The sequence below is a fragment of the Sulfurihydrogenibium azorense Az-Fu1 genome, assembly GCF_000021545.1.
Taxonomy (GTDB): Bacteria; Aquificota; Aquificia; order Aquificales; family Hydrogenothermaceae; genus Sulfurihydrogenibium; species Sulfurihydrogenibium azorense.
Map to the genome: position 1 here is coordinate 1,344,754 of NC_012438.1, position 23,853 is coordinate 1,368,606.

Sequence of the window (23,853 nt, forward strand, 5' to 3'; positions counted from 1 at the left end):
AAAATACTGCATAAAAAATATGCAATAAAACAATGTTATATTAAAAATTGCTTATTTATCATCATCTATTCTACCCAATATAAAAATATTAGAATTTTATTAATCAAACAATGTTTTATTTTTTACTAAAAATTTGACATTAAAAGTATTTTCAGTAAAATACTGTTTTATTTTTAATAATAAAACCACGTTATAAAGGAGGTTAACATGGAAAAGGCTGATTTACTTTTAAAGGTAGATGAAAAGTACTATCCACCACAAGAAATAGTGGAGCAAGCTTGGATTAAGGATTACGAATCTCTCTACAAACAGTCGATTGAGGATAGAGAAGGTTTTTACAGTAAAATTGCAGAAGAGTTAGAGTGGTTTCAAAAGTGGGATAAAGTTTTAGAGTGGAACTACCCTTACGCAAAATGGTTTATAAATGGAAAAACAAACATCACTTACAACTGTATCGATAGACATGTAAAAAATGGAAAAAGAAACAAGGTAGCTTTTATATCTATAGATGAGGAAGGAAACGAAAAAAAAGTTACCTATGGAGAACTTTTAGACTTAGTAAGCAGACTTGCCAACGGTTTAAAGTCTTTAGGTATTAAAAAAGGTGATAGGGTCTCTATATATATGCCAAACACTGTAGAAGCTGCTATTGCCATGCTTGCATGTGCAAGAATTGGTGCTATACACAGTGTAGTTTTTGCTGGATTTAGTGAAGGAGCATTAAAGATAAGAATAGATGATGCAAAAGCAAAAGCTGTTATAACTGCAACTTACACAAAAAGAAGAGGTAAAAAAATACCTTTATTCCCAACTGTAAAAGAAGCTATAAAAGATTTAGATTTTGTTGAAAAAGTAATACTCTGGGATAGAGATAACGAATTGTCTGAAGAGTACGAGGAACATAATGTTGTTGATTTTTACAAATTAATTAAAAATTCTTCTAAAGACTGTCCTCCTGAAATCCAAGACGCAGAAGACCCCCTATTTATCCTTTACACATCAGGAACAACAGGTAAACCAAAAGGTGTTTTACACACAACTGGTGGATACATGGTTAATACTTATATGACCTCTAAATACGTGTTTGACTTAAAAGAAAATGATATTTACTGGTGTACTGCAGACGTAGGCTGGATTACAGGACATAGTTACATAGTGTACGGACCACTAGCAAACGGTGTGACTTCTATAATGATGGAAGGAGTACCTGTATACCCTCATCCTGGAATATGGTGGGAGTACGTTGAGAAGTACGGCGTTAATGTATTCTACACAGCTCCAACAGCCATAAGAATGCTTATGAGATTTGGAGACGAGATACCTGCTAAGTATGATTTATCATCTTTAAAAGTTTTAGGGTCTGTAGGAGAGCCTATAAACCCTGAAGCTTGGCTTTGGTACTACAAAAACATAGGAAGAGGAAAAGCTGTAATAGTTGATACATGGTGGCAAACAGAGACAGGAGCTCATATGATAACAACAGTTCCATCTTACCCAGCAAAACCGGGAAAAGCAGGAAAGCCAATGTTTGGAATAGAGGTTGCAGTTGTTGATAAGCAAGGAAATCCTATGCCACCAAACCAAGTAGGACACCTTGTTATAAAAAATCCTTGGCCTTCTATGCTTAGAACTTGCTGGGGAGAGCCCGAAAGATATGAAAAGTACTGGAATGAAATACCAGGATACTACTCAGCTGGAGACCTTGCAGCTATAGATGAAGAAGGTTATATAATGGTTGTTGGTAGAGCTGATGACGTTTTAAGCGTTGCAGGACACAGAATAGGAACTGCAGAAGTAGAGTCAGCAATAGTTGAAAATCATGCCGTTACAGAAGCAGCTGTAATAGGAAAACCAAACGAGATAAAAGGAGAATCTATAAAAGCGTTCGTAATCTTAAAAGAAGGATACCAACCATCAGAAGAGCTAAAAGAGAGAATAAAAGACACAGTAAGAGAAGTACTTGGACCTATAGCTGTTCCGGACGAGATAGAATTTGTAGATAAACTACCAAAAACAAGAAGTGGAAAAATAATGAGAAGACTTTTAAAAGCAAGAGAGTTAGGCCTTGAAATTGGAGACACTTCTACTTTAGAAGAGTAAGTTTTTTTATAGATAACCTCTCCATTTTGGAGAGGTTTTTTTATTGCTTGAAAAAAGTAAATATAACAGTGTTATAAATATAAGAATATAACGATGTTTTAATAAAACTACTTTATTAGGAGGTTAAACGATGAAAAAGATTTTGGCACTGTCGGCAATTTTGGCAGTAGGCTCAACTCAGGTATTTGCAGCAAACGACCTTGAGTCTGCTTTCAAAGAAAGTAAGATTATGGGTCAGTTTAGAGCTTTCTACATTGATAGGGATTACAACACTGCGTTCTCAAAAAATGACCGTTCAGCTTTTGCAATCGGTGGTAAGTTTGGATTTGAGACAGCAGCTGTCAACGGCTTAAAGTTTGGTATTATGGCTTACACAACTAACGCAATAAACCCAAATAGAACTAATGGTAACGGGACTCCAAACTTACATATGGATCCATCTTTATTCGGTAAAGATAGAAAAGGTGTTACTTACATAGGTCAACTTTATCTTAATTACTCTTACAAAAATACCAATGTAAAAATAGGAAGACAGGAAATAAACACACCTATGGCAGGTATGGATGATGCAAGGATGCTTCCAAACCTCTTTGAAGGTATCGTAATTACAAATAAAGACCTACCTAAAACAACCTTAATAGGTGCTCACTTCTGGAATATGGCTTATGGAACATTTGCAAACGCCTATTCAGCATGTAGTTACCTTGGAATACAATCAGGTTATGGTTGCGGAGGATACTCAAGTCTAAATCAAGGATTAGCTAAATACGACACAGGAAACTTTATGAATATGGGTAAACAGGCTATAGGAAAGTCTAACGCTGGAGTAACAGTCTTAGCTGCGATTTACGAAGGAATACCTAATTTAAAACTTCAAGCTTGGGACTACTACGCTTGGGATATGATGAACATCTTATATCTCCAAGGTGATTACACTTTAAATTTATCTAATATAAAAACTACAGTATCAGCCCAGTATATAAACGAAACAAACGTTGGAGATAATGTTAAAAAAGTTTTTGGTAAAGAAGTTGGAGCAAACCTTTTTGGAGCAAAAATTAACTTTAATATTCCAACTTCTGTAGTTCAAAACTTTAATCTTTATGCAGCATACTCTACAACAGGTAGTGATACAGATAAAGTGTTAAATGGTGGACTTATCACTCCTTGGGGTGGAACACCAGGATTTGTACAAGGTACAGTTACAAGACTTGGATACGTAGCAGACACAACTGCTTGGAAAGTTGGGACAAGCTTTGACATAATAAAAGGCTTAAACCTACACTTAGCTTACTCTTACTTTAATGTTGGAAGTAAGGCAAAATATGCTTTAACAACCCACGATGCAAGCGAGACAAACTGGGATCTAACTTGGAAGTGTAGATTAATCAAAAATTTAGAGGTAAGAGCAAGGGGAATATACACTTGGAACTTTGTCCCAGGACAAAACTTTACAGAGTATAGATTAATAGCAAACTACAACTTTTAATAGGAGGTAAGCGTTATGGACAGAAGTCTTATTGAAAAAATAAAAAACGACCCTGACTTTCAAAAGTTAGTATCAGAAAGAAACAGGGTAATGGTTATTCTTACAGCGTTAGAGCTGATAATCTACTTTGGATTTATCCTACTGGTTGCCTTTAACAAAGAATTTTTAGCTCAAAAAATTGGAGAAGGTGTTGTAACAATCGGTATACCTATTGGTATTGGTGTTATCGTCTTATCTTTCTTATTAACTGGAGTATACGTCTACATTGCAAACAAAGATTACGATGAACTCTCAGAAAAAATAAAGAAAAAATACTTAAAGGAGGTTTAACATGACAAAAAGGGGACTTTTATTTTGGTTTTTAAGTTTTGTTATAGTTTCAATAGCATTTGCAGCTGGTAGTGTTGATGGAAACGTTCAAAAACAGGCTGTTAATATGACTGCCATTACAATGTTTATACTTTTTGTTGTAGCTACTTTAGGTATTACATACTGGGCAGCTAAGAGAACAAGAACTGCAAAGGATTTTTACACAGCTGGTGGTGGTATCACTGGATTTCAAAATGGTCTTGCAATAGCTGGAGACTACATGTCAGCAGCTTCTTTCTTGGGTATCGCAGGACTTGTTTACACGTCAGGATACGATGGACTTTTATACTCAATTGGTTTCTTAGTAGGCTGGCCTATAGTTATGTTCTTACTTTCTGAGCCACTTAGAAACCTTGGAAAGTACACTTTTGCCGATGTCACTTCCTTTAGACTTGAACAAAGAAGAATAAGAATCCTTGCTGCTATCGGTTCTTTATCAGTTGTTACTTTTTACCTTATCGCTCAGATGGTTGGTGCAGGTAAATTAATACAGCTTTTATTTGGACTACCTTACTCTACAGCTGTTATAGTAGTAGGTGCTTTAATGATAACTTACGTTGCGTTTGGTGGGATGCTTGCAACTACTTGGATTCAGATCGTAAAAGCTGTTTTACTCCTTGGTGGTGCATCCTTTATGGCGTTTATGGTTCTTCTACACTTTGGATTTAGTTTTGAATCACTATTTTCAACAGCTACCAAGGTTCATGCAAAAGGTGAAGCTATTATGGCTCCGGGTGGACTCGTATCAGACCCGTTAAACGCTATATCTTTAGGACTTGCTCTAATGTTTGGAACGGCAGGACTACCTCACATACTAATGAGATTCTTTACAGTACCAAACGCAAAAGAAGCAAGAAAGTCAGTATTCTTTGCAACAGGATTTATAGGCTACTTCTATATACTTACTTTCATCATAGGTTTTGGAGCTATTGCTTTATTTGTAAACCATCCTGAGTATTTCCAAAACGCAAAACAGATTGTTGTTGATGGAATAACAAAAATAGTTAGTGCTACAGACGAAACTAAAAACTTGATAGGAGATAAAAAAGCGTTAATCGGTGGAGATAACATGACAGCTATCCATCTTGCAGAAGCTGTAGGTGGATCAGCATTCATGGGATTCATATCAGCAGTTGCATTTGCTACTATATTGGCAGTTGTTTCTGGACTAACTTTAGCTGGAGCTTCTACTTTATCCCACGACCTGTATGCAAACGTTATAGCAAAAGAAAAAGATGAACAAAAAGAGATGAAAGTTTCAAGAATAGCAACTTTTGTAATCGGTATACTAGCAATAATCTTAGGTATAATCTTTGAAAAACAAAACGTAGCGTTTATGGTTGGACTGGCGTTTGCTATTGCTGCATCAGTAAACTTCCCGATACTTCTTTTATCTATATACTGGAAAAACCTTACTACAAGAGGTGCATTCTGGGGTGGTTTAGCTGGATTAGTTGTTGCTTTAGTATTAATCGTTATATCTCCTACTGTATGGGTTGATGTATTTAAAAATCCAGAGCCAATAATAAAGCTTAAAAACCCCGCATTATTCTCAATGCTCACTACATTTGTTTTAACAATACTAATATCCAAACTTGACAACTCCGAAAGAGCTAAAGAAGACAGAGAAGGCTTTGAACCTCAGTATATCAGGTCTCAAACCGGAATAGGTGCAGAAGGAGCTGTCCATCACTAATGCCAAGTAAAGGGGGCTTTTAAGCCTCCTTTTTAAAAATCAAGGAGATTAGAGATGAGTATAGCAGATATCAAGCTTTTTTTAAAAACATGCTATCCTTTTGAGCTACTGACAGATTCACAGCTAAACGAGATTATAGATAACACAGAGATAGTGTATCTAAAGCCAAATCAAACAGTATTAAACCTTCCGGATTTTTACTATATCATTCTAAAAGGGTCGGTAGTTGAAAAGGATTTAGCAGGAAATGAATTAAATTATTTTGGAGAGAAAGACAGTTTTGATTATCTATCAATAATAGGTCAAAACGAAAACCAGTTTATTACTGTAGAAGAGTGTATACTCTACAGATTTCCATCAACCATACTACTAAAGCTAATCTCTGAAAATCCTGATTTTGCAAGGTACTTTAAAAAATCTACAAAAGAGAAACTTTCTTCCATAGCTTCAGAAAATCCTTATCTATTCTCAAAAGTTAAAGATATAAAGTATCAAAAACCTTTGATAGTTGAAAGTAGCTCTTCTATCTACGAAGCTGTAAAAAAGATGACCGAAGAAAAGGCTTTAAGTATAATAGTTAAATACTCAGATACCTACGGCATAGTAACAGACTCAGACTTAAGAAAAAAAGTTATTCTTTCCAAAAAAAATGTAGAAGACCCTATAGGAGATATAGCAAACAAAAACATTATAAGTGTAAACCCAGATACTTTCTTATTTGATGCAATAATAACAATGATAAAACACAACATAAAAAGAGTTGTAATTAAAGATGAAAACAACCAAATAATCGGAGTTTTAAACGAAGTAGATATACTAACCCAGTACTCAAACCAACCTCAGTTTTTAGCACTACAGGTAGAAAGAGCAAAATCAGTGGAAGAATTAAAAGTCATATCAGACTCAATGATAAACACAGTAAAACTTCTTCATAAAGAAGGAATAAGAACCCGTCATATAATGAAATTTGTATCAGAGATAAACGAAAAAATATTTAAAAAATTATTCAGTCTTCTCGCAGACGAGAGTATAAGAGAAAACACTTGCTTAATAGTTATGGGAAGTGAAGGCAGACAAGAGCAGATACTCAAAACAGACCAAGATAACGGTTTAATTCTGTCTGATAATTTTGAGTTTGATAAAGAAGTTTTAGAAAACTTTTCAAAAAACTTTATAGAAGCTCTCAAAACGTTAGGTTATCCAGAGTGTAAAGGAAACGTAATGCTTACAAATCCACAATGGAGAAAAACTTTAAAAGAGTTTAAGGAATCTATTTTTGAGTATATAAACAACATAACCCCAGAAAACATGCTAAACCTTGCAATACTCATAGACTTAAGACCTATTGAAGGAAAGATAGAACTGGCAGAAAAACTTAGAGAGTACATTTTTGAAAACATCTCAGACAACAAAACATTTCTATCTTGGTTTGCATTACCAACTATAAACTTTAAAACACCTTTAAACTTTTTTGGTGGATTTGAGACAGAAAAAGGAGAACACAAAGGAGAGTTAGACATAAAAAAAGGTGGTATATTCCCTATCATTCATGGTGTTAGGTCTTTAGCTGTTGAGAATAGAATAACTCAAACAAACACATTTAACCGTATAAAAGAACTGGTTAATTTAAATGTAATAAATAAAGATTTTGGCAGAGAATTAATAGAGTCGTTAGAATTTATGCTAACTTTAAGACTTAGAGAAAGACTTAAAAAGATAGAGATGAAAAAACAACCCGACGATTATATAAATGTAAACTCTCTAACAAACTATGAAAAAGATTTATTAAAAGAGTCTTTTAAAGTTGTAAACAAATTTAAAGATTTTATAACAAACCACTATAAACTAAACTACTTAAGATGATAAATTTATTAAAACGCCTAAAAAAAGAATTTTTAAAGAAAAAACTTAAAGACAATGAGTTCCTATTTCTTTTTGATGACCCACCAGAAGATGAGTACGTAGTCTTTGACACAGAAACAACAGGCTTAAACCCAAAAACAGACGACATTCTCTCCATCGGAGCTGTAAAGATAAAACAAAACAGAATCCTTTTAAATGATAGATTTTACACAGTAGTAAAACCAGAAAGAGAAATAAATGAAGAAACGATAAAGATACACGGACTTAGGAAAAAAGACCTTGAAAACGGCATTCCCATAGAAAAAGCTATAAAGGACTTTTTAAGATTTATAGGTAGTAGACCTCTTGTTGGATATTACATAGATTTTGATGTAGCAATGATAAACAAGTATACAAAAAAAATCATAGGAATACCTCTTCCAAACAAAAAAATAGAAGTATCCGGAATGTACTACGATTACAAGATAGGTACAATACCACAGGGATTTGTAGATTTAAGGTTTGATTCTATCCTAAAAGGCCTAAAAATTCCATCTTTTGGAAAACACGACGCCTTAAACGATGCCATCATGACCGGACTTATTTTTTTAAAGTTGAAGTCAAAAAATTAACAAATTTACAAAATATTTACACAAAAAAATTAAAAGAAAATATATAATATAAAGTGATAAAATTTAACCAGAAGGAGAGAAATTAATGAAGTTAAAAATGTTTATAGCTGGATTGATGTTTGCAGGAACAACTGTTTTTGCAGCTGAAAGTTGTCTTGGTGGTGGAAGTAGTAAAGTAAGTGCTGCTCAAGTAGAAAAAGCATTATCCGGAATTTTAGGAAACGCAAAAGTTGTAAGTGTGTCCGATTCGCCTATATCAGGACTTTACGAAGTTATAATAGAAACAGGAAATAAAAAAGTACCTATATACGTTGATTGTAATTTAAAGTACTTAGTAAACGGTGAAATTATAGATGTAAACAAAAAAGTAAGTCTTACAAGAGAAAGATTCCAACAGCTCCAATCTCAAGCCAACTCTGAGAAAGAGGTTAAATTAGCAAAGCTTTTAGGTAAAGACAAAGTTGAAATGCTGAAAAAAGAAGGATTAATAGACCTTATAAACTTTGTTGACACAAAAAATTTACCTAAATCTAACATTACCTACGGTAATGGTAATATTGTAGTCTACGTATTTACAGACCCACAGTGTCCTTTCTGTGCAAAGCTGCATAAAGAGATAGAAAAAATCCTAAAAGATAGAAAAGATGTTAGATTTGAGATGGTGCTGTACCCTCTACCGTTCCATAAACATGCAAGAGGTATATCAGAAAATATAGAGTGTCAAAAAGACAACAACTCTAAACAAAACATACTTAACAAATCTTTTGACAGTGTAGCAAAAGGAGATGAATCGGGACTGTCTTCTATAGATAAGCCTTGTACAGCTGGTAGAGGAATAATAGATAAAAATCTTCAGTACGCTCAATCAGTAAGTATAAATGGAACTCCTACAATAGTTTTCCCAAATAAAGGTATCGCAGTATCCGGTGCAATACCAGCCGAAACTTTAAACAAACTTATAGACATTTTAAAGTGATAAAAGTTGAAAATTTAAAAGTAAAGTTTTCTCTCGATAATCAAACAGTGGAGGCTCTAAAGGGAGTCTCCTTTCATCTAAATCAAGGTGAGATTTTAGCAATAGTGGGAGAGTCTGGCTCAGGAAAAAGTGTAAGTTGTAATGCTATAATGGGTCTTCTGCCTTCTTATGCAACAGTAGAAGGAAATATATTTATAGACGAGAAAAATATAAAAGATTTATCAAAGGAAGATATGAGAAGATTAAGAGGTAGTACAGTATCGATGGTATTTCAAGAGCCATCGGCAGTTTTAAACCCTTTACTAACCGTAGGAGACCAGATACTAGAAACTGTGTTAGCCCATAAAGATGTATCTTACAAAGAAGCAAAAGATATAGTTTTAGAAACGATGGAAGCTGTTAAAATTCCAGACCCTGAAAGAAGATTCTACCAGTATCCCCACGAGTTATCAGGTGGTTTAAAACAAAGGGTTGTAATAGCTGCAGCTGTTGTAAACAAACCTAAGTATATTTTAGCAGATGAACCAACAACGGCTCTGGACGTTACAACGGCAGCTGGAATTTTATCTCTTTTTCAAGACTTAAAACAAACCTACAATATCGGAATACTGTTTATAACCCATGACCTTGGAGTGGTTGCCCAGATAGCTGATAGAGTTGTTGTAATGTATAAAGGAGAGATTATGGAAGAGGGCGATGTTTACCAGATATTTGATAACCCAAAATCAGACTATACTAAAAAACTCCTATCATCGAGAGTCTATCTGTAAACTCACCGTTTAATAAAAACTACATCACCTAAATCTTGTATGTTTATGCTAAAATTATAAACGTTTTTGTTATTATTGCTTACGGAGTAAAACATTTGGATAGAAAGTTAGTCATTACAACAGGAACAAAAAAAATTTTTTATCTTATATTAGAAGATAACGTTCCTGTTGAACTTAAAATTGAAGATATAGAAATATCAAAACAAACAGGTAGCATATACAAAGGAAAAGTTTTGTCCTACAGCTCCGCAATGGAAGCTTACTTTGTAGATATAGGAGAGGATAAAGAAGCCTTTTTACCCAGTAAAGATATATGTGAAGAAGAATGTAAAAACATAAAGAAAGGCTCTGTAATACTTGTTCAAGTAAAAAGGTCTCCTGTAAGTACCAAAGGTGCAAAGCTGTCCTGTAAACTCTCTTTACCGGGAAAATTTTTAGTTTTGCTCCCACAAAATAAAGGGAAAGTATCAATATCATCAAAATACGAAGACCAAGATGTAAGAGAGTCTTTAAAAAGTCGTATAACTAACCTTATAAAAGATATTAACCCTGATAACTACGGAATAATAATAAGAACTTCCGCAATAAACGCCACAGATCAAGAGATAATAGAAGATTTTAAATTTTTAAAGGAGTTATGGAGTAATATCCAAAAAGAAGCCGAAAAAAAGAAAGCTCCTGCCATTATTTACGAAGAACCCTTCAAAGCTTTTACAATAATAAGAGACTACGCAGCAAACTTCTCAGAGATAATATCTGACGATATAAAACTTTTAAAACAGATAAAAGAGTTTTTAAATAACAACTTCCCAAACAACAGTATAAAAATCACACCCTACAGAAAAAGAAAAGAGTCTTTATACTTTGCATACGGTATAGATAAGTTGATAAATAAAATACTTTCACCTTACGCATACCTAAAAAGCGGGTCTTACCTTGTTATACAAGAGACAGAAGCATTGGTTGTAATAGACGTAAACAGCGGAAGCTGTAATAAACAAAAAAACCTTGAAGAAACAGCATTTAAAATAAACACAGAAGCTGTAAAAGAGATAGTAAGACAGATAAGACTGAGAGATTTGGCAGGAATAATAATAATAGACTTTATAGACATGACAGAGAAAGAACACAAAGAAAAACTACTTGAATTGTTAAAAGAAGAATTTAAAAAAGACAAAAGACCAGTAAAAATAAAAGGATTAACCCAACTTGGTTTAGTAGAACTATCAAGAAAAAAGTTAGAAGAAAGTATAGTAAAACAACTCTCCCAATCCTGCCAAACATGCTATGGAAAAGGTTATATAAGATCTGAAGATATATTACTTTTTGAACTTGAAAAAACACTTCTTAAAGCCAAACCATTTGTAAAGTTAAAACTTATGATAAACCCTAAGTTATCAAGTGGAGTGAATCAACTCTTAGAAAGTTTAAACCTTAAAGAGTTTGTAGAAATAGAGTATAATAATAAAATGCACATAGATAAATTTGAGGTTGAAAAAGTATTATGAAGAAAATTGTTTTTTTAGGCATTTTATCGGCTTTTATGTTTTCTTGCGGTAGCAAAACAGAAGTTTACGTAGGTCAAGAAAAGTTATCAAAAGGTTTAACTCTATACCAAAAAGGAGATTACAAAAAAGCAAAAGAAGAGTTAAAAAATGCAATATTTAAGTCAGAAGGTCTTACACCTGCACAGCTTATGGAAGCAAGATTTGCTTTGGCAGACTCTTACTATAACAGGGAAGAGTACGTAGATGCTATCGTTGAGTTTGAAGAGTTTATAGCCCTTTTCCCTACTTCACCTAAAATCCCAGAAGCTCTTTACAAACTAGCCATGTCTTACTTATTTGTTTCTCCAGATTACAAAAGAGACTTAACCTATGTAAACAAAGCAGAAGAAAAAGCTCAAGAGATAATAGATAATTATCCAGACAGTAAATACGTTGCAGCTGCAAAAGAGATAATCAAAAAAGTAAACGAAATAAAAGCAAAACATACACTCTATATAGCAGAAACTTATGAAAAGTACGGAAAACCATACTCAGCCGCCGTATACTACGAGGAAGCTTACAGTAAGTATAAAGATTACATACAGAAAGATTACGTAATATACAAACTTGCTTACAACTTAGTAAACTCTCAGTACCAGTACACCCAAGAAATTGAAAAGTATAAGAAGCAGATAAAAGAGTTAGAAAAAAAGATAGACCAAGAGAAAGACTTAGAAGCTAAAAATGTTTTAATAAACAGAAAAAAGCTTTTAGAAGAACAGCTTAACAATCTTATAGAAAGAATAAACAACTCAAAAGAAAAAGCAAAGGAGTTAATTGCATCATTTGATAAGGCATTCCCTGAATCTCCTTACAAACAACAAGTCAAAAATCTTGAAAATGAAAGCAAATTGCAAAATTTATTAAAAAAACTTCAATTCTAAGAGGTGAGATGGAAACGTTGGAAATTTTAAAAAAGATTGTAGAAAAAGCAGAAGAGAAAAAAGGAGAAGATATAGTTGCTTTAGAGATAGGTAAAGTATCTCCGATTGCAGATTATATGATTATTTTATCTGGAAGTGTTCCAGTTCATACCAGAGCTATATGTGATAACATTATAGCAGGATTAAAAGAGTATGGTGTGATACCACAACATTTAGAAGGTTATAACGAAGGAAGGTGGATAGCTATAGACTATGGAGATATTATGGTAAATATATTTTTACCAGAGATAAGAGACTACTACAAACTTGAATGGTTGTGGTCAGACGCCCCAAGGGTTGAATTAGATTATAAAGCTGCGGAAAGTTAATGTCTATTGGAATATTTGATTCTGGAATAGGTGGCTTAACAGTATTTAAAGAAGTTGCAGAAAACTTTCCAAAGGCAGATATCTACTACTTAGGTGATACTGCAAGAGTCCCTTACGGAAATAAATCCAAAGAAACGATAATAAGATACTCCATTGAATGTGCTACATACCTTTACCACAACTTTAACGTAGACCTTTTAATAATAGCCTGTAATACAGCCTCTTCTTATGCAATAGAAACATTAAAAAAAATCCTACCTATTCCTATAATAGGCGTTGTAAAACCCGGGGCTGAAGCTGCTATAAGGTATACAAAAAACAAAAAAGTTGGAGTGATAGGTACAGTTGCAACTGTTAAAAGTCAATCCTATGTAAATGAGCTGAAAAATTTAGACAACTCGTTAGAAATCTATCAAAAGCCTTGTCCTTTGTTTGTGCCACTGGTAGAAGAAGGTTGGATTGATAACGAAGTAGCAAGGTTAACAGTGAAAGAGTATCTACAAGAGTTGATAGAGAAAGGTATAGATACCCTTATACTTGGATGTACCCACTATCCCCTTTTAAAAAACACTATTAAATCTCTCTATCCACATCTTAATATAGTTGACTCTTCTATAGCGATAGTTGACCATATAAAAAATTTAAATTTAACATTTAACGGAAATGGAGTTAGAAAAGTATTTATTACAGATGAGTCCCACGCATTTGATAATTTCAAAAAAATGCTAATAGGAGATGTAAAAACAGAAAAGATAGAACTGTCTGATTTATGCTCCCTCTAAAAAACAAAGGCATCTCTTACATTTCCAAGTAAATCTTTTACACCTTTATACTTTCCGCTACAAACGTTATCCTCTTGTAGCATATAATACTGGTCTAAAGTCATTATAGGGTCTGGCATTAAAGAAAATACTGGTATCATAAATAAAAATGCTTTCTTTGGAACAGGTATAACAGGTCTTTTTATGTTTAAGTATTTTAATGCAAACTCAAATAACTCTTTGTAGTTTATTACTTTATTACCGCAAAGCTCAAAAATCTCATTTTTTATTTCTGTTAAAGTTGCTTTTTCAAAACACTCTGCTACATCGTAAACATTAACAGGCTGGACTTTTGCATCATAAGGTGCTAAGAAAAAAGGTGCTATTTTACTGTACTTTTTAAAATCTTCAAACAGTTTCTGCTCTTTTCCAAGTATTATTGAAGGTCTAAATATTACATAATTAAGACCACTGGATATTAAGTACTCCTCTGCCATTGCTTTGGTTTTTTGATACATACTTTTTGAATTTATATCAGCTCCTAAGGCTGACATCTGAATAAACTTTTTAGCGTTTAAATTTTTTGAAGCATCTATAAGTCTTTTTGGTATTTCATAGTGAGTATACTCAAAAGTGTTATTTCCACTCTCTTTTAAAATGCCTATAAGATTTATAACAACATCCGGATTAACTTCAAAAATAGGATTCTCAATTTTATCATTGAATTTTACAGCTTTTACAGAATCTCCAAAAATGCTCTTTGCTTTACTTTCATTTCTCGCAGCTAAAAAAAGCTCCACTTTACCAATCAGCTGCCTTACAACATACCTTCCTACAAATCCAGTAGAACCATAGATTAAAACCTTCATAGTATTAAATATTGATAAAAAATCAAAAATTTGCAATAAGAGTTATTGAATTTTAAACTTCATGATAAGGAGGGAAGGTAAAACCTTCCCTCGAAGTTTTGATTATGGAGATGTCTTATATGATACAGATTCTTTTGGAGAAAGGTAAAGCTTATAAACAATATCCACTAAAATTAAAGCACTTCCTATTAATATCATCGCATCTGGTACTATTCTAATCCACATCCAAAATCCTAAACCTTCTAATACTTCTCTTGTTCTCGCAGCCCAATATCCTATTTCGTATGCCCATTGAAATTGTTTAGTTCCAATAACCATTGTAGGAATTGCATATAAGAATATTCCCGCTGTTGTTAATCCAAAGGCAAGGTTTGAAAGCTTTTCATCCCAGTGAAGACCTTTTGCTAAAGCATTTGCTCTGACAATAAAGTAAAGAAATGCTATTGCTACATATCCAAATGCACCAAGTAGTGCAACGTGTCCATGAGCTATTCCAAAGTAGGTTCCGTGTTCGTAATAGTTAACTATAGGTAGATTTACTATCATTCCATAAAATCCTGCTCCTAACCAGTTTAAGAATGCAGAACCAGCAAGCCAGATAAACGCCATTCTAAATGGAAAATCTTTATGAGATACATGAGCATACTCTTTGTATGCTTCAACCATCAGTATAACAAGTGGTAAAGGCTCAAGGGATGAAAGTACACCACCCCAAGCAATCCACATCTCATTTTCTCCCATCCAGAAATAGTGGTGTCCTGTTCCAATCGTACCTGTAGCAACTATTAAGAATGCTTCAAAGAACATCATTATTGTTGCAAATCTAACACTGACAAGACCTAAAGCAACAGTTAAAAATGCCATAGTTCCCGCTGCAAAAAGTTCAAAAGTATTTTCAACCCAAAGATGAACGACCCACCATCTAAAGTAATCATCAACAGTAAAGTTTGGCATTATTTTTGTTAGGGGTGCCATACCAGCAAGATATAAAACAGCTATTGCAAAAGAAGACCATATAATCATCTGAAGTGGTGGAGTGATCTTTTCAGCTTTTCTTATTGTAAAGAATACTATCGCAAACCATAGGACAAGTCCAACTACTATTCCAATATCCCATAATCTACCTAATTCAATGTACTCTCTTCCTTCATTACCAAACCAAAACCAAAGATTATCAGGGAGTTTTCCTAAAGCTCCTAACCATAATCCTGCCAATCCTCCAAGTCCGACGATAACAAGTGCAATCCAAAGTATATCTACAGCTATTGGGAATTTAAAGTCTTTTCCTTTTGTAACTAACGGTGCTATAAATAATCCACCTGCCAACCAACCAATAGCAATCCAAAGAACTGCTAAGTTTAAATGGAAAGATCTTGCAGCGTTAAATGGTAATAATGATTGGGGAATTATCCAGCTATGGGCAGGATCTGCGTATAGGTGCGCTAAATATCCTCCCATAACCACCTGCAAGAAAAAGAACAGTGGAACTAATGGAACAAACTTTAAAACTTTTTGTTGCATAGGTGTTAAAGATGTTATAGTCAACGAAGGTTCCGGTTTTTCTCCATTAAATTTCATAAAGTAATCATAAAATGCCCATAAAACCACTATTGTTAATGTCCATATGGCCATTACTGCAACCAATGACCATGCTAATGATGAGAAAGAAGCAGTTAATCCAATCCTTGGTTCTGGCGGCCAGTTGTTTGTATAAGTTAAATTACTACCAGGTCTGGGGGATGCAGCGACCAAGGCAGACCAGTCAACGAATGCAGCAATCTTTTCCGCCTCTTCTGGTTTGATAATCCCTCCGATTAAGGAGTAATTTGGGTTTCCTTTTGTTAGAAATTCAACTAATTCTTGTTTTGCTTTTAAAAAAGCTTGTTCATGCTCAGGAGTAATCTGGGTTGTATCTGGCTTTAGTACAGATACTTCCCTCATATCTTTTTTAACAAGTGCGTCGATATAAGCTTTTTCAGCTGGATTTAAAGAATCAAAATTTTTTGATAACATTTTTTGCGAGTAGATTTCTTCTAAATGTCTTATTTTTTTGTCCAACATCATCGCAGTGTAATCAGGTCCTATGTATCCTCCATTACCAAGGATAGAGCCTTGATCCATAAGAACGTACTTTTGAAAGTAAGCTTTCCCTTGAACTACATCGTCATAAGTGTAAAGTGTTCCTGTAGCTCCTTTCACCTCCTTGGGAATAGGTGGAACATTTTTAATCTGATAGACAGTAAAGCCTGTAAAAAGTAAAACAGCAACAATCAGGCCTATCAGAAATGTCACAAACCACTTCTTGTAAGACCTTTCTTCAGCCATGACAAAACCTCCTATTAAAATTTTAATGAACTAAATAAACTCTACTTAAATAAACTAAAAAATAAATCAAAACCATAACCTGTATTAGAATTTTTTTAGTTTTTAAACTATCTCCTTTATATAAAAGGAGAAATATAAAAATAAATACCAGAATGGAAAAACCGCCAACCATAAAAAGTATGCTTATTCCAACATTGTTTGTTGTTAGGTCATCCATACCCCCCATACTGAGTATAGATAGAAGTCCTATTCCAGATAGAAAAGAAACAATCAAAAAAATAGATGAGAATTTTTTATATATGGACAAAACTTTACTTTCACATGTGTATTCACAAGCAAGAAGCATCAAAACAGAAGAACCAAAAAAGGCTGAATTTGTTATCATATGAGCCATATATGAAATTTTCCAGATAAATCCAACAATATCCATACAAACCTCACATCAAGCTTTTTAGTAAGAGAGTTATAATTGAAATAATGCAAGGACCTATTAGCAAAACAACTGTTAAAACTATTGGTATTCCCGCCAGTATGACAATAATCACAGCTTTCTTTAACCCATGTATAAGTTTCAATACACAGTGAACACCTACCCCTTTAAAATAATTTCAACAAAAACAGGAGGTAGGTTATATGAAAGGTATTATAGGAACCCCTATGTATATGACAACACTCTTTCCTAAAAAACTATCAAACAAGATTAAAGACATTCCTTTAACAAAAGAAGCCAAAAAAAGACTAAAATGGATACAGCACTACCAAGATACAAAAAATATATCCAAAACCTGCAGATACTTCGGAATATCAAGAACTACCTTCTATAAATGGTTTGAAAGATACAAAAAAGACGGACTTGAAGGACTTCTTGATAGACCTAAAACACCAAAAAACACAAGAAAACCAACTATAAGAAATCAGTACAGAGAACAAATAATAAAAGTCAGGAAACAAAACCCAACTTGGAGCAAAGAAAAAATATCGGCATATCTACAAGAAGAAAAAAACATAAAAGTATCACCATCTACAGTGTATAAAGTATTAAAAGAAGAAGGATTAATAGAGAGAACAAAATCAATTAAAATACAAAACAAAAGAAAAAAGAGTATAAAGAAGAAAAGGACAAAAAGAGGCTTGCAAGCACAAGCCCCAGGGGATGTAGTACAAATAGACGTAAAACACCTGAACATCGCAGGTGCAACATATTACCAATTCACAGCTATAGATAAGTATAGCAGATTTTGTTTTGCACGGGTATATGAAAGTAAAAATTCAAAGAAAACAAAAGAATTTTATATTGAGTTAAATGAGTATTTTGAATTTGAGATAAAGAGGGTACAAACAGATAACGGGAGTGAGTTTTTAGGGGAGTTTAACAAGTATTTAACGGATATAGGAGTGGAGCATTACTTTAGCTATCCAAGGAGTCCAAAGACTAATGGTGTTGTAGAAAGATTGATAAGGACAATAGAAGAGGAGTTATGGTTGATAGAGGGATTAGATTACACATTAGAGGAGATGAATAAGAAGTTAAGGAAGTATGTAAGGAAGTACAATTTTATAAGGCCACATCATTCTTTAGGATACAAAAGACCAGCAGACATTGTTTATGGAGTATGATAAAATTTTTAGGTGAAGGTGTTCACGATGTATAGAACTCATACATCTTCTTGATAGACCCATTTCACTAACCTCCGTTTAATTTAATAGTTGGGTTTTTAACTAAATATAAATGTAATTAAAATTAAAAACAATATCTAAATTTAAAACAAAAATATCTGAAATTATATTACTTTTGTTATATAATTTAAGTCATTGATTTAAATCAAGACATTTTTTTATTGAATAAAAAAATTGGGAACCGGAGGAGGTTCCCATGGGAGAAAACAAATGTAAAAGGAGGTGTGGTGGAACTTACATTTATATTTTATTGATAAGTTTTAACTTAATCATTGATTTTTATCAAAAATTTTAATAATAAAATGATAGTATATTTAGATTTAAAATTATTTTGTATATGTGAGGGTTAAATGGAGAATTTTACAACGTCTACTTTCGAAAAAATAAAAAGTATTATTAATTATTTTTCAATTGCTACTGAGGAAAAAAATTCTTTACTTGAGATACTTAAATATCCAGATATATCTTTTGAGTTTTCAATCTACTTAAAAAAAGAAAATCAAATAAAAAGTATTAAGGCTTATAGAGTACTTCATAACTCTTTGAACGGACCATACAAAGGAGGATTAAGAATATCTCAAGATATAACTTACCAAGAACTTTTAGAATTATCTACGCTCATGACTTTAAAAAATGCTTTACTTGATATTCCTTTTGGTGGTTCAAAAGGCGGAATTTCAATTGGTTCAAAATCTCTAACATTGGAAGAAAAAGAACTAATCATAAGAGAATATGTAAGAAAGTTAAGTAAATATATTGACGAGTATACTGATATTCCTGCTCCTGATATGAACACAGATGAGTATGATATGAACGTTTTCTTTGATGAATATTCAAAAATAAAGGGAAAGCCAGTTTATGCTATAGTTACTGGAAAATCTCCTGAACTAAAAGGCATTGAATATAGGAAGTTTTCTACGGGATATGGTGTTGCTTATATAACCGATAAAGTTATAAAAGATTTTTTAAACAAGGATAATGTAAAAATAGCTATTCAAGGTTTTGGAAAAGTTGGAAAATACACATTCAAAAAGATTCAAGAGTTGGGTTATAAAGTAGTAGCTATATCAGACTCAAAATGTGGTATTTATTCAAAAGAAGGCTTAGATTTTAATCAGATAAATGAAATAAAAAAAGAGTATGGATCTGTTTGTGAACTAGCTGAATTAAACAAAAGTGTAGATAAATTAAATCCATCTGAATTTTTATACATAGATTGTGATGTGCTTATACTTGCTGCAAAAGAAGATGTTATTAATAAGGATAATGCAGATAAAATTAAAGCAAAAATAATAATAGAAGGTGCAAATAAGCCTATAACTACAGAAGCAGATGATATTTTAAATAAAAATGGAAAATTAATTATTCCAGATATATTATCTAATTCCGGTGGAGTTTTTGTAAGTTATTACGAATGGTTAAAAGGTTTAGGTTTAGTAGATCTAACAGATGAAGAAATAGATAAAATAATGAAAGAAAAGTTAATACAGGCATACAACAAGGTTAAAAATATAAGCCAAAGTAAAAGTCTACCCTTTAGAGAATCAGCATTAATCTTATCTTTAGAAAATCTTTATAAAAAAGCTAAACTTAGAAAGGTCATATAATTAAAAGGAAGGCAGTAGTTGCCTTCCTTGATAAATGTTAGTGATATCCGCCTTCTGAAGAAACTTTTCCTTTGAAAACTCTATATACATAAGTTGTATAAAAGATAACAATAGGCATTATTAAGATTGTAACTACAAGCATAACTGTTAGGGTAATATGAGAAGAAGCAGAATTCCATATTGTTAAGTTGTATTCAGGATTTAATGAAGACCTCATAAGAACTGGGTATGAAGCAAGGGCTATAGTTAGAACTGTTCCAACAGTTGTAAGTGTAGAGCCATAAATAACTTTGTCATAATTATTAGAAACAAGGTTTTTAAAGTAAAGAATAAGACCAATAATAATAAATGCAGGAGCTATCCAGAATAAAGGATATTTAAAGTAATTATCATAAAGAAATGGTGCTACAATAACCATTAAAAAATCTGTTATTGCAAGAGTAATTACATATCCAAAGAATCCTATGTAAGCTGCCTTTTTAGCAAGCTCAAAAACCTCTCCTTCTGTCTTTCTAAGTAGGTAAGCAGACCCATGCATAAGGAACATAAACGCTGCTACAAAACCCATTAAAAGTGGAATAGGTCTTAAAAGGGTAAAGAAATCTCCTCTGTAAATACCTTCTTGGTCAATAGGAACTCCTATTACAGCATTTCCTACTGCAACACCAAAAAGGAGTGCAGGAACAAAATTACCAATCCAGTAAATCCAGTCCCAAGTATTTCTCCATAAAGGTGTTTCTTTTTTATTTCTGTATTCAAATGCCACTGCTCTTCCAATTAAAGCCCATAAAACAAGTAAAATAGCTAAATAGAAGCCACTAAAAGAGGCTGCATAAACAACGGGGAATGCTGCAAAGAGCATTCCACCACCAGCTATAAGCCATACTTCATTACCATCCCAAACAGGGGCTATAGCATTGTAAAGTATTCTTCTATTTTCATCTTTCTTCGTGAAGATAGTTAATATTCCGGTACCAAGGTCAAAACCATCTGTTAAGGCATAACCAACTAAAAAGACCCCCGCAAGTAAAAACCATATACCTTCTAAGGTTGTTAGCATTTCCATAGGCATAGCTTTACACCTCCTTAAATATTATTTACTTTTGAGAAAGCTGTTACAGTAGCTGGATTTTCATAAGGTGGAATAGGTTCACTTTTAGAAGTATCTGGTCCCTTTTTTATTGCCTTAACCATTGCATAGAAGAACACTATATAAATCAAAGTGTAAATAACCATAAAGAAAATAACTGAAAATAAAACATTTACTGTAGGATGGAAAGATACACCATCTTTTGTAAGTAAGACTCCTTGAACAAGCCATGGCTGTCTTCCAATTTCTGCAGATATCCAACCTAAGTTACTTGCTATAAATGGCAATGGAATTGATAATAAAACAGTCCATAAAAATGCTTTGTTTGTATAGAGTGTTCCTTTCTTGAGGAGTATAAGACCCCATATAACAACAAATGCAAAGAAAAATCCAAGGTATACCATTAAGTGAAAGGTTGTAAATACTGTAGCTACAGAAGGTAGGTCGTTAAAAGTTATGTTGTAAGCTTTAGCTTGAGATTTAGCCATTGCAAGATCATCTTTTACCTTTTGGATTTCTTCCTGTGAAGCATTAGTAGCTTCAAGCTCTTTTAACTTTTGCTCTAAAACAGGTATTCTAGCAGATGCTTCTTGAGCTTTTTGCTGATACTCTTTAACAAGGTCTTTTATACCTTTAAACTCTGCGTTAGGGTCATGGTAAGATAAAATACTTAAAAGATAAGGTATTTTAAGAATAACTCTTGTTTCTTGCTTTTCTTGGTCTACCACACCTAACAAGTCAAGAGAAGCACCTTTTTCTGTTTCCCACTTACCTTCCATCATAGCCATTTTTAAAGGTTGTGTATTAGAAACTTGATAACCGTGAATATCTCCAAATATAATCTGAAATATTGAAACAACCGCTGTAAATATAAGAGCAAATTTTAATCCAACTTTAGCTATTTCAACGTGCTTTCCTTTAAGTAGATAATATGCCATAACACCCATGACAAAAAAACCACCAACTATATATCCTGCATCTACACAATGTAAAAATCTGATTATGCTAGAATGGTTTAAAGCAGCTTCAAAGAAAGCAGTTAAAACTGCTTTTACTCCGTGAGGTGATTCTACTATTTTATACCCTGCAGGTGTTTGCATCCATGAATTTGCTATCAGTATCCATAGAGCTGATAAAGTACTTCCAAGAGCTACCATCCATGCAGAAAAAGTATGAACTACATCTGACACCCTATCTCTACCAAATAAGAAAAGACCTATAAAAGTAGATTCAAGGAAGAAAGCCATTAAACCTTCAATTGCCAAAGGAGCTCCAAATATATCTCCTACTAGTATAGAGTATTTAAACCAGTTTGTTCCAAACTCAAACTCCATTGTAAGACCTGTTGCAACACCGACAGCGAAGTTAATAGCAAAAAGCTTCATTAGGAACATAGCAAGGTTATCATACCTTTTGTCCTTCGTTTTAAGGTAAATAGTTTTTAAAATTGCAATAATGAGAGCAAGGCCAAGAGTTAAAGGAACAAATAAAAAGTGGTAAAATGCTGTCATCCCAAATTGAAACCGAGATAATGTTAGTAAGTCCATCACATAACCTCCTGATATGTTAGTTAATACTAACTAACATAGTACGAAACAGGGAAATTTAATATGAGATAAATCATTGATTTTAATTTCAGATGGTTTTAACTGTTAAAATTACAAATCATCTCTGTAAACTGTTATGAACTCTCTCCCAAAGGGTAAGAGCTTCCTTACACTCTTCTAAGGTAGGTACAAGGGCTACTCTAAAGTATTGGCTTTCACAACTTTCTTCTGATACTTCGAGACTACTACAGAAGTTTTCTCCTATCGATACAACTATACCGTTTTCCAGTAATGCTTTAACGTAATCTTTTGCATCTATCCAAGAAGGTGCTTTTATCCAGATATAAAAGGTTGCTTTTGGATATAGGTATTCAAGACCAACTTTATTTAAAAACTCTATAAATAAATCTCTCTTTTGTTTAAAAATTTTATTTCTTTCTAAAACATGGTTCTCATCTTCCCATGCAGCTTTTGCAGCTTGCTGTATAAAATCAGGACTTGCAACTCCAAAATTAGCTCTTTCCTTTCTATAAAATGAGATTATTTTTTCATCACCTGCAACAAATCCTGACCTATAACCTGTCATACCACTTCTTTTAGATAGAGAATGGAAAACTACCACATTATCAATTCCAAACTCTAAAGCAGAGTGGGGTTTTTCTTCAAAGTAAAGTTCAGTATAACACTCATCAGAGCAAAGGATAATACCATACTCTCTACACATATCTATAGTTTCCTTAAAATAACTTGCAGGAGCTGTAGCTCCAGTAGGGTTGTGTGGATAGTTTATCCATACTATCTTAGTCTCCTCTAAAATAGATTTTTCAACTTTATCTAATCTAAGTAAAAATCCATCTTCTTTTTTTAACTTAACTGCAGTAGGAATACCTCCTGCGTAAAGAGTTCCTCTTTCGTAAACAGGGTAAGCAGGTGTTCCAAATATAACTCTCTTTTTATCTTCTTCTGGGTCAATAAAAACAAGAGGAAAATGAAAGATTGCTTCTTTTGAACCTGCAGAAGGGATTATTTGAGTATCTGGGTTTAACTTTACGTTAAATCTTTTTTCAAACCATTTTGATATGGCTTCTCTTAAATCTTTTCTTCCAAGTACAGATGGGTACTGGCTTACCTCTGGAACGGCATCTATCAGGGCTTTTCTTATAAAGTCTGGTGTTGGCTCTTTTGGGTCTCCTGTACCAAAATCGTATATCTTTACACCTTTTTCTTTTAAAGATGCTTTTATTCTGTTAAGCTCTTCCATAGGATAGTTTTTGAGATTTTTAATAGTTTTATTCATACAAAAA

The 23,853-nt window shown here is 33.1% G+C and carries 20 protein-coding genes; 14 read left to right on the forward strand and 6 right to left on the reverse strand.

The window, feature by feature from the left end:
- The first annotated feature begins 207 nt into the window (after nucleotides 1-207).
- The 12 genes from acs (at nucleotide 208) to murI (ending at nucleotide 13,455) form a co-directional block, all read left to right on the forward strand.
- Nucleotides 208-2,100, forward strand: a complete 1,893-nt coding sequence (gene acs, locus SULAZ_RS07040) for an acetate--CoA ligase (protein WP_012673534.1) — start codon at nucleotides 208-210, stop codon at nucleotides 2,098-2,100.
- 130 nt (nucleotides 2,101-2,230) lie between these two features.
- On the forward strand, nucleotides 2,231-3,589 hold the full coding sequence (locus SULAZ_RS07045; RefSeq protein WP_012673972.1) for an OprD family outer membrane porin: 1,359 nt from the start codon (nucleotides 2,231-2,233) through the stop codon (nucleotides 3,587-3,589).
- Between the two features lie 15 nt (nucleotides 3,590-3,604).
- Nucleotides 3,605-3,919: a DUF485 domain-containing protein gene (locus SULAZ_RS07050; RefSeq protein WP_012674806.1), complete on the forward strand. Its 315-nt coding sequence runs from the start codon at nucleotides 3,605-3,607 to the stop codon at nucleotides 3,917-3,919.
- A 1-nt stretch (nucleotide 3,920) separates the two neighbouring features.
- The gene (locus SULAZ_RS07055; protein ID WP_012674211.1) at nucleotides 3,921-5,654 is read left to right on the forward strand and encodes a cation acetate symporter; all 1,734 of its coding nucleotides are present in this window, start codon (nucleotides 3,921-3,923) and stop codon (nucleotides 5,652-5,654) included.
- Between the two features lie 54 nt (nucleotides 5,655-5,708).
- Complete coding sequence (locus SULAZ_RS07060; protein WP_012674949.1) at nucleotides 5,709-7,517, forward strand: putative nucleotidyltransferase substrate binding domain-containing protein; 1,809 nt, start codon at nucleotides 5,709-5,711, stop codon at nucleotides 7,515-7,517.
- Nucleotides 7,514-8,128, forward strand: a complete 615-nt coding sequence (locus tag SULAZ_RS07065) for a 3'-5' exonuclease (RefSeq protein ID WP_012673565.1) — start codon at nucleotides 7,514-7,516, stop codon at nucleotides 8,126-8,128. Before SULAZ_RS07060 ends, SULAZ_RS07065 begins: the two co-directional genes overlap by 4 nt.
- Nucleotides 8,129-8,213: 85 nt before the next feature.
- The gene (locus SULAZ_RS07070) at nucleotides 8,214-9,104 is read left to right on the forward strand and encodes a DsbC family protein (RefSeq protein WP_012674506.1); all 891 of its coding nucleotides are present in this window, start codon (nucleotides 8,214-8,216) and stop codon (nucleotides 9,102-9,104) included.
- Nucleotides 9,101-9,874 carry an ABC transporter ATP-binding protein gene (locus tag SULAZ_RS07075; protein WP_012675071.1) on the forward strand — a complete coding sequence of 258 codons (774 nt, stop codon included), beginning with the start codon at nucleotides 9,101-9,103 and terminating at the stop codon, nucleotides 9,872-9,874. The genes SULAZ_RS07070 and SULAZ_RS07075 overlap by 4 nt, the downstream gene beginning before the upstream one ends.
- A gap of 95 nt (nucleotides 9,875-9,969) precedes the next feature.
- Entirely contained in the window at nucleotides 9,970-11,382 is a 1,413-nt protein-coding gene (locus SULAZ_RS07080; protein WP_012674303.1) for an Rne/Rng family ribonuclease, read from the forward strand.
- Complete coding sequence (locus tag SULAZ_RS07085) at nucleotides 11,379-12,305, forward strand: outer membrane protein assembly factor BamD (RefSeq protein WP_012674692.1); 927 nt, start codon at nucleotides 11,379-11,381, stop codon at nucleotides 12,303-12,305. Before SULAZ_RS07080 ends, SULAZ_RS07085 begins: the two co-directional genes overlap by 4 nt.
- Nucleotides 12,306-12,313: 8 nt before the next feature.
- Nucleotides 12,314-12,673, forward strand: coding sequence for a ribosome silencing factor (gene rsfS / locus SULAZ_RS07090; RefSeq protein ID WP_012673676.1), 360 nt, complete (start codon nucleotides 12,314-12,316; stop codon nucleotides 12,671-12,673).
- Nucleotides 12,673-13,455, forward strand: coding sequence for a glutamate racemase (murI, locus tag SULAZ_RS07095; RefSeq protein WP_012674388.1), 783 nt, complete (start codon nucleotides 12,673-12,675; stop codon nucleotides 13,453-13,455). The genes rsfS and murI overlap by 1 nt, the downstream gene beginning before the upstream one ends.
- Here the strand turns inward: murI and SULAZ_RS07100 are convergent.
- The 3 genes from SULAZ_RS07100 to SULAZ_RS07110 all read right to left on the reverse strand — a co-directional run bounded on the left by SULAZ_RS07100 (nucleotide 13,452) and on the right by SULAZ_RS07110 (nucleotide 17,058).
- Complete coding sequence (locus SULAZ_RS07100) at nucleotides 13,452-14,303, reverse strand: complex I NDUFA9 subunit family protein (protein ID WP_012673669.1); 852 nt, start codon at nucleotides 14,301-14,303, stop codon at nucleotides 13,452-13,454. The two genes, murI and SULAZ_RS07100, sit on opposite strands and share 4 nt — an antisense overlap.
- Before the next feature lie 102 nt (nucleotides 14,304-14,405).
- On the reverse strand, nucleotides 14,406-16,628 hold the full coding sequence (locus tag SULAZ_RS07105; protein ID WP_012675082.1) for a nitric-oxide reductase large subunit: 2,223 nt from the start codon (nucleotides 16,626-16,628) through the stop codon (nucleotides 14,406-14,408).
- 22 nt (nucleotides 16,629-16,650) lie between these two features.
- Complete coding sequence (locus tag SULAZ_RS07110; RefSeq protein ID WP_012674343.1) at nucleotides 16,651-17,058, reverse strand: hypothetical protein; 408 nt, start codon at nucleotides 17,056-17,058, stop codon at nucleotides 16,651-16,653.
- 203 nt (nucleotides 17,059-17,261) lie between these two features.
- On the opposite strand from SULAZ_RS07110, the gene SULAZ_RS07115 reads away from it, so the two are divergent.
- Together SULAZ_RS07115 and SULAZ_RS07120 are read left to right on the forward strand one after the other, a co-directional pair.
- Nucleotides 17,262-18,245, forward strand: a complete 984-nt coding sequence (locus tag SULAZ_RS07115) for an IS481 family transposase (protein WP_012673450.1) — start codon at nucleotides 17,262-17,264, stop codon at nucleotides 18,243-18,245.
- Between the two features lie 410 nt (nucleotides 18,246-18,655).
- Entirely contained in the window at nucleotides 18,656-19,912 is a 1,257-nt protein-coding gene (locus SULAZ_RS07120; protein WP_012673557.1) for a Glu/Leu/Phe/Val family dehydrogenase, read from the forward strand.
- A gap of 37 nt (nucleotides 19,913-19,949) precedes the next feature.
- Here SULAZ_RS07120 and cydB read toward each other — a convergent pair whose 3' ends face one another.
- From cydB to dapC, 3 genes are all read right to left on the reverse strand, one after another.
- Complete coding sequence (gene cydB, locus SULAZ_RS07125) at nucleotides 19,950-20,984, reverse strand: cytochrome d ubiquinol oxidase subunit II (RefSeq protein WP_012674499.1); 1,035 nt, start codon at nucleotides 20,982-20,984, stop codon at nucleotides 19,950-19,952.
- A 14-nt stretch (nucleotides 20,985-20,998) separates the two neighbouring features.
- A complete protein-coding gene (locus tag SULAZ_RS07130; RefSeq protein ID WP_012674109.1) occupies nucleotides 20,999-22,549 on the reverse strand; it encodes a cytochrome ubiquinol oxidase subunit I in 1,551 nt (516 codons plus the stop codon).
- A 118-nt stretch (nucleotides 22,550-22,667) separates the two neighbouring features.
- Nucleotides 22,668-23,846: a succinyldiaminopimelate transaminase gene (dapC, locus tag SULAZ_RS07135; protein ID WP_012674402.1), complete on the reverse strand. Its 1,179-nt coding sequence runs from the start codon at nucleotides 23,844-23,846 to the stop codon at nucleotides 22,668-22,670.
- Nucleotides 23,847-23,853: the final 7 nt, after the last annotated feature.